This window comes from Treponema sp. OMZ 803 (assembly GCF_024181165.1).
GTDB lineage: Bacteria > Spirochaetota > Spirochaetia > Treponematales > Treponemataceae > Treponema.
This window is the reverse complement of the sequence record NZ_CP051195.1, coordinates 2,565,634-2,580,754: the sequence shown is the minus strand read 5'-3', so window position 1 is coordinate 2,580,754 and position 15,121 is coordinate 2,565,634. Positions and strand designations below refer to the sequence as shown.

Annotated in this window: 9 protein-coding genes, 2 tRNA genes and 1 rRNA gene; 9 read left to right on the top strand and 3 right to left on the bottom strand. The window is 45.8% G+C overall.

Annotation, left to right across the window (positions count from 1 at the left end; translation table 11 throughout):
* Positions 1-24 precede the first annotated feature (24 nt).
* The 4 genes from ABH09_RS11780 (at position 25) to ABH09_RS11765 (ending at position 6,360) form a co-directional block, all read left to right on the top strand.
* Positions 25-1,674, top strand: a complete 1,650-nt coding sequence (locus ABH09_RS11780; protein ID WP_253714557.1) for a hypothetical protein — start codon at positions 25-27, stop codon at positions 1,672-1,674.
* A gap of 444 nt (positions 1,675-2,118) precedes the next feature.
* A complete protein-coding gene (gene prs, locus ABH09_RS11775) occupies positions 2,119-3,396 on the top strand; it encodes a ribose-phosphate diphosphokinase (protein ID WP_253714556.1) in 1,278 nt (425 codons plus the stop codon).
* Positions 3,397-3,413: 17 nt separating this feature from the next.
* Entirely contained in the window at positions 3,414-4,928 is a 1,515-nt protein-coding gene (gene creD / locus ABH09_RS11770) for a cell envelope integrity protein CreD (RefSeq protein ID WP_253714555.1), read from the top strand.
* Between the two features lie 4 nt (positions 4,929-4,932).
* The gene (locus ABH09_RS11765; RefSeq protein WP_253714554.1) at positions 4,933-6,360 is read left to right on the top strand and encodes a xylulokinase; all 1,428 of its coding nucleotides are present in this window, start codon (positions 4,933-4,935) and stop codon (positions 6,358-6,360) included.
* Here ABH09_RS11765 and ABH09_RS11760 read toward each other — a convergent pair.
* Complete coding sequence (locus ABH09_RS11760) at positions 6,357-8,321, bottom strand: fructose-1,6-bisphosphatase (protein WP_253714553.1); 1,965 nt, start codon at positions 8,319-8,321, stop codon at positions 6,357-6,359. The genes ABH09_RS11765 and ABH09_RS11760 overlap by 4 nt on opposite strands.
* A gap of 187 nt (positions 8,322-8,508) precedes the next feature.
* Between ABH09_RS11760 and ABH09_RS11755 the strand changes: the two genes are divergently transcribed.
* On the top strand, positions 8,509-10,569 hold the full coding sequence (locus ABH09_RS11755; protein WP_253714552.1) for a 4-alpha-glucanotransferase: 2,061 nt from the start codon (positions 8,509-8,511) through the stop codon (positions 10,567-10,569).
* Positions 10,570-10,637: 68 nt separating this feature from the next.
* A complete protein-coding gene (gene galE / locus ABH09_RS11750) occupies positions 10,638-11,606 on the top strand; it encodes a UDP-glucose 4-epimerase GalE (protein ID WP_253714551.1) in 969 nt (322 codons plus the stop codon).
* Between the two features lie 110 nt (positions 11,607-11,716).
* Here the strand turns inward: galE and ABH09_RS11745 are convergent, their stop codons facing one another.
* Both ABH09_RS11745 and ABH09_RS11740 read right to left on the bottom strand, forming a co-directional pair.
* Complete coding sequence (locus tag ABH09_RS11745; RefSeq protein WP_162664509.1) at positions 11,717-11,950, bottom strand: thioredoxin domain-containing protein; 234 nt, start codon at positions 11,948-11,950, stop codon at positions 11,717-11,719.
* 52 nt (positions 11,951-12,002) lie between these two features.
* Complete coding sequence (locus ABH09_RS11740; RefSeq protein WP_016522864.1) at positions 12,003-12,449, bottom strand: PTS sugar transporter subunit IIA; 447 nt, start codon at positions 12,447-12,449, stop codon at positions 12,003-12,005.
* Between the two features lie 208 nt (positions 12,450-12,657).
* Between ABH09_RS11740 and ABH09_RS11735 the strand changes: the two genes are divergently transcribed.
* From ABH09_RS11735 to ABH09_RS11725, 3 genes are all read left to right on the top strand, one after another.
* Positions 12,658-12,730, top strand: a tRNA-Ala gene (locus ABH09_RS11735).
* Positions 12,731-13,253: 523 nt separating this feature from the next.
* Positions 13,254-14,804 (top strand): 16S ribosomal RNA (locus tag ABH09_RS11730).
* A gap of 102 nt (positions 14,805-14,906) precedes the next feature.
* A tRNA-Ala gene (locus ABH09_RS11725) sits at positions 14,907-14,980 on the top strand.
* The last annotated feature ends 141 nt before the right edge of the window (positions 14,981-15,121 follow it).

Genomic DNA, 15,121 nt, shown 5'->3' with positions numbered 1-15,121 from the left:
CCGGAATATCCTGAGGAAAGTAAAATGAAAAAAAAATGGTTTATTGTATTATATATCGTACTAGGCGTTGTTACAGCGTTTGGACAGGATGCGGTAGGTACGAGTACCGATTCTAAAATAGTAACCGAACAAGCAGCGACAACTGATCGTGATCAAGCCGATGGAGCTATCGTTCCTGCTCAAGCGACTGGCGCAGAAGAGGCAGAGTCTCCCCAAGAAAATGCGGCTGCTCTACCCGAAAGCGAAGCGTCCGCTGCCGTTTCTGCTGCTGATAACGGCAGTACCGCACTGCCTGCTGCTGCGGCTGCCGAAAACGTTTCTGCCGCGCCTGCCGCTCATACGGATACCGGAGTGGCTGAATCCCCGGCTTCGCCGGCTCCAAACGCAAATGCTAAAGACGAATCTTCCGGCGCCGGAACGGGAATTGCTCCGGAACAGAACAATAAAGCGCAAGAGCAGAAAGATGTATCACAGTCGGTTGAAATGAATGAACCGACACAGCAGCCTAAGAAGGTTCGTCCGTTCTCTCTGCATACGGGATTTGTTGTTTCGGCTACCGCTGCCAATAATATGGTTTCTGTGTTGGATTTTTTTCGGCCTGAATTGGTTATCGACCTTAATCAACTTTCAAAAGATACGATGAAATCGGGCATACATGTAGGTGCGCTTTTGGATGTTGACACATTTTTCCGGTTTACCGTATTGGAAAAACATACGGTAAAGTTTTCTATTACCGCTAATGGGGATGTATGGGGAAATTTACCGAAGAGTTTGCTTGATCTTGCAGCTAACGGTAACCCGGCGATTGCAACCGGTCAGACAATTCATGGTACTTTGAATGCAAAGATCAATGTGTTCGCTGATGCCGGACTAATGTATCAGTTTAATAATCCGACTTACGGTTTTTCGGCACGGGTTGCATATTTTGCACCTGTCGCATATATGGAAAATCCCAGCGGAACATATAGTCTGTCTCCGCATATGACAGGCGGTGTGGTTGATGGTATTACACTGAAAGCTCAAGGTACTGCAAATATTTATGGGTATCTACCGGATTATTTAGCCAATAGAAATTTTTCTATACTTGAGGTTTTAAAAAACGGCGGTGTTGATTTAAGTTTAACCGGTGTATTCCGGCCAACAGGTTGGGTCGCGATTACGGGCGGTATCGACTACTTACCGATTATGCCGATCGTAACGACGAAAGGTATGCAGGCTACATTTAACTATGACGGTTCTGTGGCTAACCTTTTAGACGGTATTACGAGTGGGGGTACTTCCTTTTTTAACCAAACAACAAAAACGAGCCTTTCCGGTACCTTGGCTAAAAAGAAAATTATGCGCCCGTGTAAGGTAAGTATCGGCGCCGATTTTAAGCCGTTCCAAAATGATTACTTGATTTTATCACCATTTCTTGCTTTTCCGATTCTTAATGCAAAGCCGTATTATGTAGACGGAGGGCTTAAAATTGAAAGCCGTTTTGCAAAGGTGCTCGGCGTATATTTGGATAGCCGATATGTCGAACGGATGTGGAAGCATGAGTTTTGTCTTTTTATAGATTCGCGCTGGTTTACTTTTAGCCTTGCTGCATCCGTTGCCTCACAAGATTTCAAGCGGGCATTTACAACGCTGTCCGGTCTAGGAATAAAGCTTGGTATCGGTCTTGGTTTCTAGGATGATCTTTTGAAAATATACGACGCATCTACTGCGTCATACGACAAAAAAGTGTCCTCAACGTATCATAGATACGCCTGCGGTACTTTTTTGCCTAATTCCTTGTATCTGCATCGTCTATTTTCAAAAGGCTAACGGAAAGCTAAATCCGTGTGTGCCCTAATGCGTTTGCCTTCCTTTTGTATGAAATTTTGCTTAAAATTTCGTACATTTTTTCTAACAAGCGGGTAAACGCATCAGGTAGAGTAGATAAAAAACGCGGAAAGATTGATACTATGAGACCATTTGAAACGCGAAGCGGTTCAACTCTGGTCGAATAGTATCAATCTTTCCGCGGGGTTGTTAAAAAGCAACCTGATGCGTTTACCCTACAACGACCGATTGAATTTTTTTGTGAAATATGTAAACTAATGCTCAAATTTATTCCGACATGAGGGGGCGGGTATGATATACTCCGGGTCTGCGAATTTGGCAATTCTGGCGTGTCCGGGCGGCGAACATTTTGCCGATGCGGTAATTAAACACTTAAAACATATTTATGTAGAAAAACTTAATAGAAAGATAGACAAGTTAATAAAACGATATAATTTACAAAAAGAAAGACTTATCCGGGACATCAATTTTTATAACGACCTTATTTCTTCCGGATTACATGAAAATAACGAGATTGAAAAAATTCGTGTTCCCCGATTTAAAGTGAATGCTCGTTTTACCTATTTTACAAACGGTGAATTTAAGACTGAAATATTGGAATGTATCCGCGGTAAGAACGTATTTATTTTTCAAGATGTAGAAAACCATTATCCGCTTTGGGTGAATGAAGGTAAAAATCAGCATGTTTTTTCGGTAAATGATCATCTTATGTCGATGATGGTAACCATCGACGCCGTACGCTATGCCGGAGCTGCACATATTACACTGGTAGTTCCCGTCTATCCATATAGTCGTCAACATAAAAAGAAGGGGCGTGAAGGGCTAACTGCTAGTATGTTAGGCCATTTTTACGAAACACTCGGCGTCGATCAAATCATTACACTGGATATCCATTCTCGTGAGATTGAGAATGCCTTTCATACGGCTCGTATCGAAAACCTCCATGCAAGTTATCAGATTATGCGCGAACTTTCAAAGATTGAAAATCTTGCTGATCCCAATGCGGAGTTTGTCATCGTTGCACCCGATAGTGGAGCTGTAGACCGGAATAAATTTTATTCCAGCGGACTTAAAAAACCGCTCGCGATGATTTACAAAGAGCGGGATTATTCCGTGGTTACGCAGAATGCAAAGCAGTCAAATATTGTCAATATCAACTTATTAGGTGATGTAAACGGCAAAACCGCCTTTCTTGCCGATGATATGCTCGGTACGGGCGGCACGCTGTTAAAGGCAATGGAGTTCCTTAAAAACAAAGGGGCAAAAAAGGTTATTGCGGCTGTGAGTTTGCCGTTCTTTACCGGCGATGCAATCCAGCTTTTTGATGAAGCCTATCAAAAAGGTTTTTTTTACCGCATCATCGGTACTAATGCGGTATACCACGAAGAGTTGCTCAAGAAAGAATGGTATATTTCAACCGATGTTTCGGGACTATTTGCGCAAACGATTTCGCGATTGCATCATAATCAGTCTTTAAGCGGTCTATTGGATAATAGAGATATTATCGAACGGATGCTCCATACTGCGGATTCGAACGCGCAGCATAAGACGGATAATAAACAAGATTAAGCAAGGCCGTGGTTGATATGGATGTAAAACAATCAACAGAGATTACCGCTGTTATACCGAAGAAATCACTATTTCCCCATCAAGCAGCGTGGATAAAGCCTATTATCATTTTTGTTATGATGTTGGTACTGCTTATCCCGCTTGCATTTATCCGCTCGCTTGTTAATGATCGGGAAGGGTATCGACGGACTGCCGAAGCGTCTATCATGGAACCGGCAGGGGGGGAGCCTGTTATTGAGGGGCTTTTGCTTGCCGTGCCGTATGATGAATTAGTCGAATACACAGATTCGTCAAGGAAGGTTGTGCAAAAAGGGAAAAAAACGGACTATATTCTCACGGTTCCTGAAACATATAATCTGGTAACACAGATCAATCCCTATCGCCTTTCGCGGGGTATCTTTACCGTGCCCGTTTTTAGCGGCGATCTTGCAGTAACCGCCTCATTCTCCGGTTTCCAATTTAGTCAATTCAATATCGCGGAAAAAAATATCCGTTATAAGGATGCGGTGCTTATCCTTGGAATAAAAGATAAAAAGACATTAACCGCTTATCCTGCGCTTTATGGGAACGGTAAACCGCTGCTTGAAGCGCTGACTGCTCCTGCGGGAGCCTCTCCATTTCGCAATGCCGTGTATTACATGGTGCCGGAAGATATTGTGCGTTCCGGCTTTTCGATAGAAGGTTCCATTTCCATCCAAGGGGGTAAAAGCCTTTGTATCGTACCGCTTGCTGCGGACAACAGTTTTGCCGTACAGTCGACATGGTCTGCGCCCAGCTTTGCGGGAGGATGGCTGCCGAAAAACCGAACACTCGACAATTCGGGCTTTTCCGCCGACTGGCGTATTTCCGGGTTAAGCACGGTATTTCCCCGCAGCTGGAGAGCTCAAGATTTCAGTATATCCAAAGATACGGATGTGTACGATGAATACGACAGTTATGCGACAAAAGCTTCTCCAAGTCTCCGCAGTTCGCCCGAAACGGTAAAGATCGGTTTTATCACTCCCGTTAATCATTATTCGCAAGTAAAGCGGTGCATTACTTATGCGCTCCTTTTTTTAGCGGTGCCGTTTTTAGCGATCTTTTTATGTGAATTGTGGAGCGCGGTGCGGATTCATCCCATCCAGTATTTTCTTATCGGGCTTGCTGATGTGTTATTTTACTTGCTGTTATTGTCTTTTTCCGAACATGTTTCGTTTAGCCTTAGCTATTTGATTGCGACGGCTGGTGTGTGTACCGTTGTCGGATTTTATACTGCGGCAATTTTTAAGCAAATCCGTTGGGGTGTCTTGTTAACGGCGGTGCAAGCCATATCCTATTTTTTATTGTTCGGCATATTGCAATCGGAAGATTATGCACTGCTTATCGGCAGTATCGGTATTTTCTGTGTTGTTTCACTGTTGATGTTCCTTACTCGGCGGGTTGATTGGTATAGTACCCGTTTTGCCTCTGTACATACTCGTTCGGAAGTTGATGACGGCGATATAAACCAAATACTTGCAAACGACGAATCTTTCTCCGGCGGCGCTCAATAGGTTCATGCAAAGTGGTATTTTATGTGCCGATATCGGTACGTCGTCGCTAAAAGCAGCGTTTATTACCGAGGCCGGAACAGTACTCAAGTTTATACGCTTGCTGTTCCCTCAGCCTGTTCAGGCGGTAGACTGGGTGCAGGCCTTTTTTGCTGCATGGCATATCTTACCCGCTGATTATGTGATAGAAGCTATTTGTGTTTCCGGAAATGGTCCTTCGTTTGTTGCCGTACCTCAAAACCGCCGTGTGCCGGAAGCAAACATAAACTCTGCCGGACGCGTACCCAAGATACATATCAACGTTGACAAGCATTTATTCTCCGCGTCTCTCCCCCCCGATGATGTTATGAACGGTATTATTGATGCGGCAAAAAACGATACCCTGTTTTTATGGAATGAACCTGTGTCGCAAGGGCTTACCGTATCGGGGCATCAGGGAGCTACTATACCGGCGCCGCAAGATGGAGCTGCATCTATCCCGCCGACGGGGCTGTCCCTTTTTTTGCCGCGGATTGCGGCTTTCCGTGCAAAGTATCCTGATGTATTCGCCGGCGCCGCGCAGCTTTTTTCCGGGTCGGAATATGTCTCGTACCTTTTAACCGGCGCGGTGGTAACCAGCCTCCCTGATCCGCGCTACGAGGCGGCCTATTGGAGTAAAGAAGAGCTTTTCCGGTTTTCGGAAGCGCTGCATATCGATACGGAAAGACTAGCCGGTTTGCTGCCTCCTTTCACAGCCGCCGGTACGGTAATCGGTCGCTTTTGCGGTATTCCGGTTATTGCCGGTGTACCTGATTTTATCGCGGCGCTTATCGGGACGGGAACGCTGACGGCGGGTACCGCCTGCGACCGTGCCGGTTCAAGTGAGGGCATTAACGTTTGCATCTCGCAGCCGCACCGTGCTGAAAAAACACTGCTGTTGCCGTCGGTTATGCCTGATTTGTGGAATCTGTCATCCGTTATTCCATCATCCGGTGCAGCGTTTTCTTCGTTTCTGGTATCTCACGGGTTTTTAGGTAACGATTACATCGCTGCAATGGAACGGATCGCCGCGGAACCGTTTGCCGCATCGGGTGCGTATCCCGCAACCTTTGCGGGACAGGGGCGCGCGTTTGTAGAGGAGCTTGCCTTCCGTATCCGGCACGGCTGTGATTTACTTGAACAGGCTTCCGGGTTTAATCCTGTGTATACCTTATCCGGCGGGCAGGCGCATAATGCTATCTGGTGCCAAATGAAGGCCGATATGACCGGCAGAACTTTCGCGCTTCCCGCTTTTGCCGACGGAGAGTTGATCGGTGATGCAGCGTTGGCATTCTACGGTCTCGGTAGGGGAGACAACCTTGCCGCTATCGCACAGCGGCTTATCCGCATCAAACGGTACTACGAACCGGAACCGGCTGCTGCACAGCGGTATACGGAAAAGTATTCGCGTCGTTAATCCTGCTGTTTTAAAATGCCCTTGTTGTAGGCGCTGATCAGCATTTCCAAATTTTGGATTTTTTCCTTCATGTCGGCGCCGGTGTCGGTATCTGCAACCCGCTTTCGTTCAACTAAAGTTTCGATTACCTCTTTGGTCGATTCAATGTCGAAGCCTTCGCGCAATACTTTGTCAACGGACTCAAACGGGTGGTGGCTTATCAGCGTCATCCCATAAGAGTTATAGGTAAGCGTATAGCCTGCAATACCGGTGGTCTTTTGGTAGGCTTTTGAAAATCCGCCGTCGATGACCAAGAGCTTGCCGCCCGCTTTAATCGGACTTTCGCCTTTTACAACTTTGACCGGTGTATGCCCGTTAACGATATGAGCGTTGCCGCTTAGTCCGAACTCCTTGAGAATCCGTGCGGCAAGTGTTCCGTCATCCCGTTCCATCAGCTTATAGTACGGCGAGGACGGCTCCTTATGCGTCGCTTTATCATCGATAAAGTAGCGTTCAAAGGTGGTCATCTTCGTCTTACCGAACAGCGTCGAATCCTGATTGCACCATAAGAACCACAGAAAATCCGCATTTTGCCCGGAAAAGTAGGCTTCCCGTGCCATTTGGTCGTATTTATCCATCAGGCTTTTGCCATAATATACGGCGCCGTCTATCTCTTTCTCCTTAAAGCTGCCGTCCTCGTTTAGCAACAGGCACGCATGGAAGAGCAGGTTATCGTTATAGCGCCGATACATGCTCCCCTTTGCATATAAAAACCGCACATGCTGCTTGAGTTTTTCGCTTGCCATGAACGTATTGGTCAGTGTATCGATGAGGTATTGTTCTTCGTCGGTAAGCGCTGTTTGGTGCGCGGGATCGATGGTCGGGAACGAGGTGTCGTTCAGCGTGTAGGTTTTTCCTTCAATTTCAATGGTGCCCGCCGCAGGATTAAGGGTACGCAGTATCCTCCGGTGTTCCATATTATACGAAGGATTCTGCGCGATGATATTCTCTTCAATTTTGAATTGGATGATGCTGATTGCCTTGTGCATTTTTGCCAGCAGCTCCGCATCGACATCGAAGGGCTTTTTCTCGTTTACCTTCGGTATAAACTGCGTGCATGGATCATCCTTATACACATGCTGTGCAAAACTCACCAACGGCAAGAGGCTAATCCCGTATCCGTCCTCAATGGAATCGATATTGGAATAGCGGAGCGCAATCCGTATCGCCGTTGCAACACATGCCCTGCATCCCGCAGCAGCGCCCATCCAGAGAATGTCATGGTTACCCCACTGGATATCAAGGCTGTTTTGTGCCATCAGCGTATCCATCACCTTATGCGGGGACGGGCCTCTGTCGAAAATGTCGCCGATAATATGCAGATGATCGATCGTGCATTTTTTTATCACTTCGGACAGCTCGATGATGAATAAATCCGCGCGTCCGTATTCTACGAGGCTTTTGATAATTTCGCTGTAATAATCCTTTTTGTTAAAGCGGTGTTCATCTTCCTGCAACAGCTCTTCCATTATGTAGGCAAAACTTTTCGGCAGCAGTTTCCTCACCTTTGATCGCGTGTACTTCGAAGCAGTTGCCCGCGCCACCCGTACCAACCGATAAATGGTGAGCTCGTACCAGTTTGTAATATTGGCTTTTTTTTCCGCTTTGATCAGTTCGAGCTTTTCCTTAGGATAGTAGATGAGCGTGGTGAGCTCTTCTAAATCATCGATACTGACCGTTGAGCTGAGTTCTTCGGAGACTTTCCGCCGGATAGCTCCAGACGCATTTTGCATCACATGATTAAACGCTTCCGCTTCTCCGTGTATATCCGTCAAAAAATGCTCGGTTCCTTTCGGTAAATTCAGGATAGCTTTCAGATTGACCACTTCTTCAACTGCGGCGGTAACATTGGGAAATGAGCGGGAGAGTAAATCCAAATACTTTATATTGTGTCGGAGAGTTTCTGCCGGTACGTTTTTCATATATCTTTCCTTTATAGAGCATTATAGGGAGATTTCCAAAAATCGGCGGATTTTGAAGTTTCTCTCTACACGGTAATACGCATACGGCCTTTTGTCAAATGGAATAATGTTTGTTGTTTTGACACTTCCCCCTTTCTAACTTTCCGTTTTTGGTCTATGATAGGCTCAAGTAGCGAGGAGAGATGAAATGAAATGTTCACCGCTTAATCAGGCCTTATGCGGGGCTGCCATACCGGTTTCCGCTCTATATAGTCAAAAAAGCTGTGGCGTCGGTGAGTTCTCCGATCTTATTCCTTTTGCCGACTTTTGTAAAAAAGCAGGGTTGCGTATTATCCAACTTTTGCCCGTCAATGATACAGGTACTGACAGTTCTCCATATAATGCTCTTTCGGCTTTTGCATTGCATCCGCTCTATATCTGCTTGGATGATATACCGGAAGCGCATACCTTCAAAGCTGAGATAAAAAAAATACGCACTGCCTTTAGACCGAACACTCCGGCGGAACGTTTTCGGTACCGGGATATACTTCACGAAAAAAATGTACTGCTGCATGCCGTATTTAATAAGGCTGAATCACAGATTATTGCGGATTCTCAGACCGGTGAGCTTGCGGAATGGATAAAGGCAAATCCGTGGATAATCGAATATGCAGTGTTTAAAAATATCAAGAGGCAAAACTATCATGCTTCGTGGAAGGACTGGAAAGAATGTGCCGATATGCGTTCTCCTTCAACGGCGAAAATCACTGCTGCATGGAACGATTCTGTCTTGAAACGAGAACATCTGTTCTATGCGTGGGTACAAATGCATCTGCATAAACAACTGTTAAAAGCCATTGCCTATTGTGCCGATAACGGGATTTCGGTAAAAGGCGATATTCCGATTTTGATGAACGAGGATTCCGTAGAGGTGTGGGCACATCCCGAATATTTCCGCGGTGATCTCCGTGCGGGCAGTCCTCCTGATGGGGATAATCCTACGGGACAAAATTGGGGTTTCCCTATTTACAACTGGGTAAATTTAAAAGCAACCGGCTACCGTTGGTGGAAGGACCGGCTCGCCCATGCATCGCAGTATTATCATGCGTACCGGCTTGATCATATCTTAGGTTTTTTTAGAATTTGGGCTATTCCCGAAGGGGAAACAACAGGGCTTTTGGGAAAACCCATCCCTTATGCGGAAATCACAATGAAAGATTTAAGAAAAGCAGGTTTTTCCCAAGAACGTATTCGATGGATGGCAGAGCCGCATATCAATACCGATATCGTTCAAACTGCGGTGAACGGCGACTATTTGTATGCGCATGGGTTATTGCATAAAGTTGCCGATAGAATCGGTACGGAAGAGCTCTGGCTTTTTAAAGATGAAATACAAAGCGAAGTGGATATACGTCGTTGCGGGCTGCCGCCGGAAGTAGAAACAGCTTTGCGGCAAAAATGGACTGACCGTATGCTTGTAAAAGCCGGAAAAGACTTACGGGGAACAGTTGTGTATACTGCGGCATATCTATACCGGAATACAACCGCATGGGGAACGCTATCGGAGGACGAACAAAGACGATTTTCATTGTTGGTCGAAGAGAAAGAAACAGAGCAAAACAAACTGTGGGCAGTGCAGGCAGAAGATATTTTGTCGGAATTATGTGCTTCCGTCGATATGCAGCCATGCGCCGAAGATTTGGGCGCGAAACCTGCGGCATTGCCAGAAATTCTGGGAAAATTACATATTTTGAGCCTGCGGGTATTCCGCTGGGAACGTGAATGGGAAAAGGACGGTGCCCCTTTTATTCCGCTGTGCGACTATCCTCAAGAAGCGGTTGCGGTAACTTCCGTGCATGATTCTTCGACACTGCGGGAATGGTGGGAGGAAGAATTGTCTTATGCAGATATGCTTTCGTTTTTTAATGCTCTGCGTATTGATGGTAATATACGGAGAGCCCTGTGTCCTATCGACGGGAAAAAGCCGCCCTATACGGCGGACTTAGCTGCAGCCTTATTGAGCGCTTTAGTCAAAGTTCCGTCGGTTTTTGCCATCTTTCCCATACAAGATTGGTTGGGACTCATGATTGATGAAATACATACGGTCAAGCCGCAGGATGAGCGGATTAACATCCCCGGTACGGTCAGTGATTCGAACTGGACATACCGACTGTCGTTTCCGATAGAAACTTTAAGCAAGGATAAAGAATTGATAAAACGATTGCGGAGTATAACGGCATTACGGAATCCGCCGAAGAAAAACCTCTAAAATCTACAGCTTTTTGGAGGTTTCATATATATAGCGCTCAAATAGAGCGGATTTATAAGAGGATTATTATGCGTGTATTGGTTATCGGTGGAGCCGGATATATCGGCAGCCACGTAGTTAAAGCGATGCTGGAAGCCGGGCATTCAGTTACGGTATTCGACAATTTATCGACGGGACAATTATGCAATATTTTCCCGGGTACGGAATTTATTGCAGGAGATACCCGACACAGTGACGATATTGATGCAGCTTTTGCCCGCGGATTTGACGGGGCTGTATACTTAGCTGCATTTAAAGCGGTGGGGGAATCGATGGTTACCCCTGAAAAATACTCCATCAATAATATTTCGGCAACGATGAACATTTTAAATGCCGCGGTTAAGCATGGGTGCCTCCGCTTTGTGTTTTCGTCATCGGCAGCCGTCTACGGCTCGCCGGAATATCTACCAATTGACGAAAAGCATCCGAAAAATCCTGAAAGTTATTATGGGTTTACCAAGCTCAAAACCGAAGAGTTTTTGCAGTGGTATGACCGGCTCAAGGGGTTCAAGTTTGCATCGTTGCGGTACTTTAATGCCGCAGGCTATGATCCGTCCGGCGCCGTTAAGGGGCTCGAGCGGAATCCGCAAAACCTTTTGCCGATTATTATGGAGGTCGCTGCCGGTATGCGGAAAGAACTTCAGATTTTCGGCAATGATTATCCTACACGCGACGGCACTTGTATCCGTGATTATGTACATGTCAGTGACCTTGCGAAAGCGCATACCGACGCGCTGCACTATATCGATAAAACTGACAACAGCCTTATCGTCAATCTCGGCAGCGAAGTTGGCATTACTGTCAGCGAAATGCTTACCGCAGCGCGCTCTATTACCGGAAAGGCAATACCCGCACGCTTTGTCGGCCGCCGTGCCGGAGACCCTGCCGAGCTTTATGCAACATCTCAGCATGCCCGCGAAACGATAGGCTGGAATCCGAAATACTCCGATATCAAAACATTGATTGAATCAACTTGGAATATGTATAAAAATCTTTAAATACGGTGCGGCGCTTTTGCTTGTAAAGCAGAGAAAATATAGCCATATATTAAAAGAAAACCTCTCGGAATAATGCTTCCGAGAGGTTTTTAAATTAAGTTTGCAGAAATTTAAGAAAAGAACTTTTCAAGTTCGCTCATATCGGTAGTCTTTAACAAATCCTTTCCGTCTTCATCAAGTACGACAACCATCGGAGCTGCAGATACGCCATGCGCACCCATAAAGCTTTTTCCTTCATCGGATGCAGCATCCATAACCTTCTTATCGACATCAGGCAGCCCATTGCAGTATGTCTTTAGTTTTTCACTTACATCGTCTCCTGTTGTTAATACATTTACAAGCATAAAACCTCCTCATGCTTTGTTAGTTTAAGTGCATTTGCTCCAGTCGTGTACACTATTCGGTCAAGATACGGATAATATCGGACTTGTCAGTTGCATTCAATATTTCTTGCCGTTTTTCGGCACTCTTGAACAGCAGACTGACTTCTGCCAAGAACTGCAAGTGCGGTCCTGTTTTGTCAATCGGTGAAAGTGTCATAATAAAAATACGGCATGGCTCTTGATCCAGTGAATCGAAATCGACCGGATGATCCGAAATGCCGATACAGGCAACGAGATCGTTAACCGAATCGGTCTTTCCGTGCGGGATTGCAATACCATGCTTCATTCCCGTAGACATTTTTCGTTCACGATCTAATACGCAAGCGCGGGCGACGGCTTTATCTTTTACTTTTCCTGCCTGAACAAGCATTTCAAGTAATTCATCAATAATTTCCTCTTTAGAGGTTCCTTTTAAATGGAGATTGACAGTTTCAGGTGTCAAAACGGTTTTCAAGTTCATATGTTTAGTGTACGGGACTTTGCTGGAAAAGTCAAGGATTATATTTTGTATTTTTATACCTTTAGGCAGCTCTAGAAACCGAGGTCTTTAGGGGTATTTCTTTATAATATAACGTGCCACATTGTTTTAATAGTACATAAAAATTTTTCGTATGTCCTAAAAAGCACTTGCTCAATTTATCTAAAAACTATATACTCAATACCGCTTTGGGGAATTAGCTCAGGTGGTAGAGCGATTGGTTCGCAATCAATAGGTCAGGGGTTCGAATCCCCTATTCTCCATAGTTTTATTCCTTTCTATAATAATTTATATTGCAATTAATTCTTGAAGGAATTTTTCTCAAAACGGCTTAGTGGTTTGGTGAGAAATTTGCCTATAGTGTTTTCATATTGTGGGCATTGCATGTTCGTGAGTTTGTCGCCGTTCTCTTGCGTTCTTTAACTCGGTCTTGACTTAAAAAAATAAAAATAAAAAAGAACAAAAGGTACTTGACAAAACGAATGGTTTTTTGATATATTCTTTTTCGCTTGCTGCGATGCCAAGGCGAAGCGCAGTTAAGCAAACTGGTCTTTGAAATTAAAGGGAAGGGAAAGAAGAAAAAGCCAAAGAGCGAAAAATCTTTGGTAAGGAAATAAGCGTAGAACAAAGAATTGAGAGAGAAAGAGGGCGTGCGGAGTGATGAATAATTGCTTTGCATTGTTATTTTTTCTTTCTTTTAAAGGTCAACGTTCCTAAAAATAAAAGAAACGGGACTTGCTTTCAAAATTATTGAGATCAGACGCCCTTCGGGGTGTTTGAAATAAAATAATGGAGAGTTTGATCCTGGCTCAGAACGAACGCTGGCGGCGCGTCTTAAGCATGCAAGTCGAACGGCAAGAGAGGAGCTTGCTTCTCTCCTAGAGTGGCGGACTGGTGAGGAACACGTGGGTAATCTACCCTTAAGATGGGGATAGCTGCTAGAAATAGCAGGTAATACCGAATACACTCGGCATATCACAAGAGATGTTGAGGAAAGGAAGCTACGGCTTCGCTTGAGGATGAGCTTGCGTCCCATTAGCTAGTTGGTGAGGTAAAGGCCCACCAAGGCGACGATGGGTATCCGGCCTGAGAGGGTGAACGGACACATTGGGACTGAGATACGGCCCAAACTCCTACGGGAGGCAGCAGCTAAGAATATTCCGCAATGGACGGAAGTCTGACGGAGCGACGCCGCGTGGATGAAGAAGGCTGAAAAGTTGTAAAATCCTTTTGTTGATGAAGAATAAGGGTGAGAGGGAATGCTCATCTGATGACGGTAATCGACGAATAAGCCCCGGCTAATTACGTGCCAGCAGCCGCGGTAACACGTAAGGGGCGAGCGTTGTTCGGAATTATTGGGCGTAAAGGGCATGTAGGCGGTTATGTAAGCTTGGTGTGAAATCCTGGGGCTTAACCCTAGAATAGCATTGGGTACTGTATAACTTGAATTACGGAAGGGAAACTGGAATTCCAAGTGTAGGGGTGGAATCTGTAGATATTTGGAAGAACACCGGTGGCGAAGGCGGGTTTCTGGCCGATAATTGACGCTGAGATGCGAAAGTGTGGGGATCGAACAGGATTAGATACCCTGGTAGTCCACACTGTAAACGATGTACACTAGGTGTTGGGGCAAGAGCTTCAGTGCCAAAGCAAACGCGATAAGTGTACCGCCTGGGGAGTATGCCCGCAAGGGTGAAACTCAAAGGAATTGACGGGGGCCCGCACAAGCGGTGGAGCATGTGGTTTAATTCGATGGTACGCGAGGAACCTTACCTGGGTTTGACATCTAGTAGAAGGTCTTAGAGATAAGGCCGGGTAGCAATACCCTGCTAGACAGGTGCTGCATGGCTGTCGTCAGCTCGTGCCGTGAGGTGTTGGGTTAAGTCCCGCAACGAGCGCAACCCCCTACTGCCAGTTACTAACAGGTAAAGCTTGAGGACTCTGGCGGAACTGCCGATGACAAATCGGAGGAAGGTGGGGATGACGTCAAGTCATCATGGCCCTTATGTCCAGGGCTACACACGTGCTACAATGGTTGCTACAAAGCGAAGCGAGACCGTAAGGTGGAGCAAACCGCAAAAAAGCAATCGTAGTTCGGATTGAAGTCTGAAACTCGACTTCATGAAGTTGGAATCGCTAGTAATCGCGCATCAGCACGGCGCGGTGAATACGTTCCCGGGCCTTGTACACACCGCCCGTCACACCATCCGAGTTGGGGGTACCCGAAGTCGCTTGTCTAACCTGCAAAGGAGGACGGTGCCGAAGGTACGCTTGGTAAGGAGGGTGAAGTCGTAACAAGGTAGCCGTACCGGAAGGTGCGGCTGGATCACCTCCTTTCTTAGAGAAAGGTAAATACTAAATGCTTTGTAAGTTGTACACAAAGCGTCCGCTTATCTTCTCTTCTTTCCCTCCCTTTTTTATATTTTTGGTTTGTAGTAAGGGGATATAGCTCAGCTGGCTAGAGCGGCGGCTTTGCAAGCCGTAGGTCAGGGGTTCGAATCCCCTTATCTCCAAAAACGTAAAACAGAAAGTGTTTTGTTTTTACGAAGAGATCTTTGAAAAGCTAGGGAAGGGAAAGAAAGAATGCTTGAAGGTGAATTTTCTTTATTTAAAGTAAAGGGATGAACTGGAGAGTGAAAAATAAGGTGAAAAGA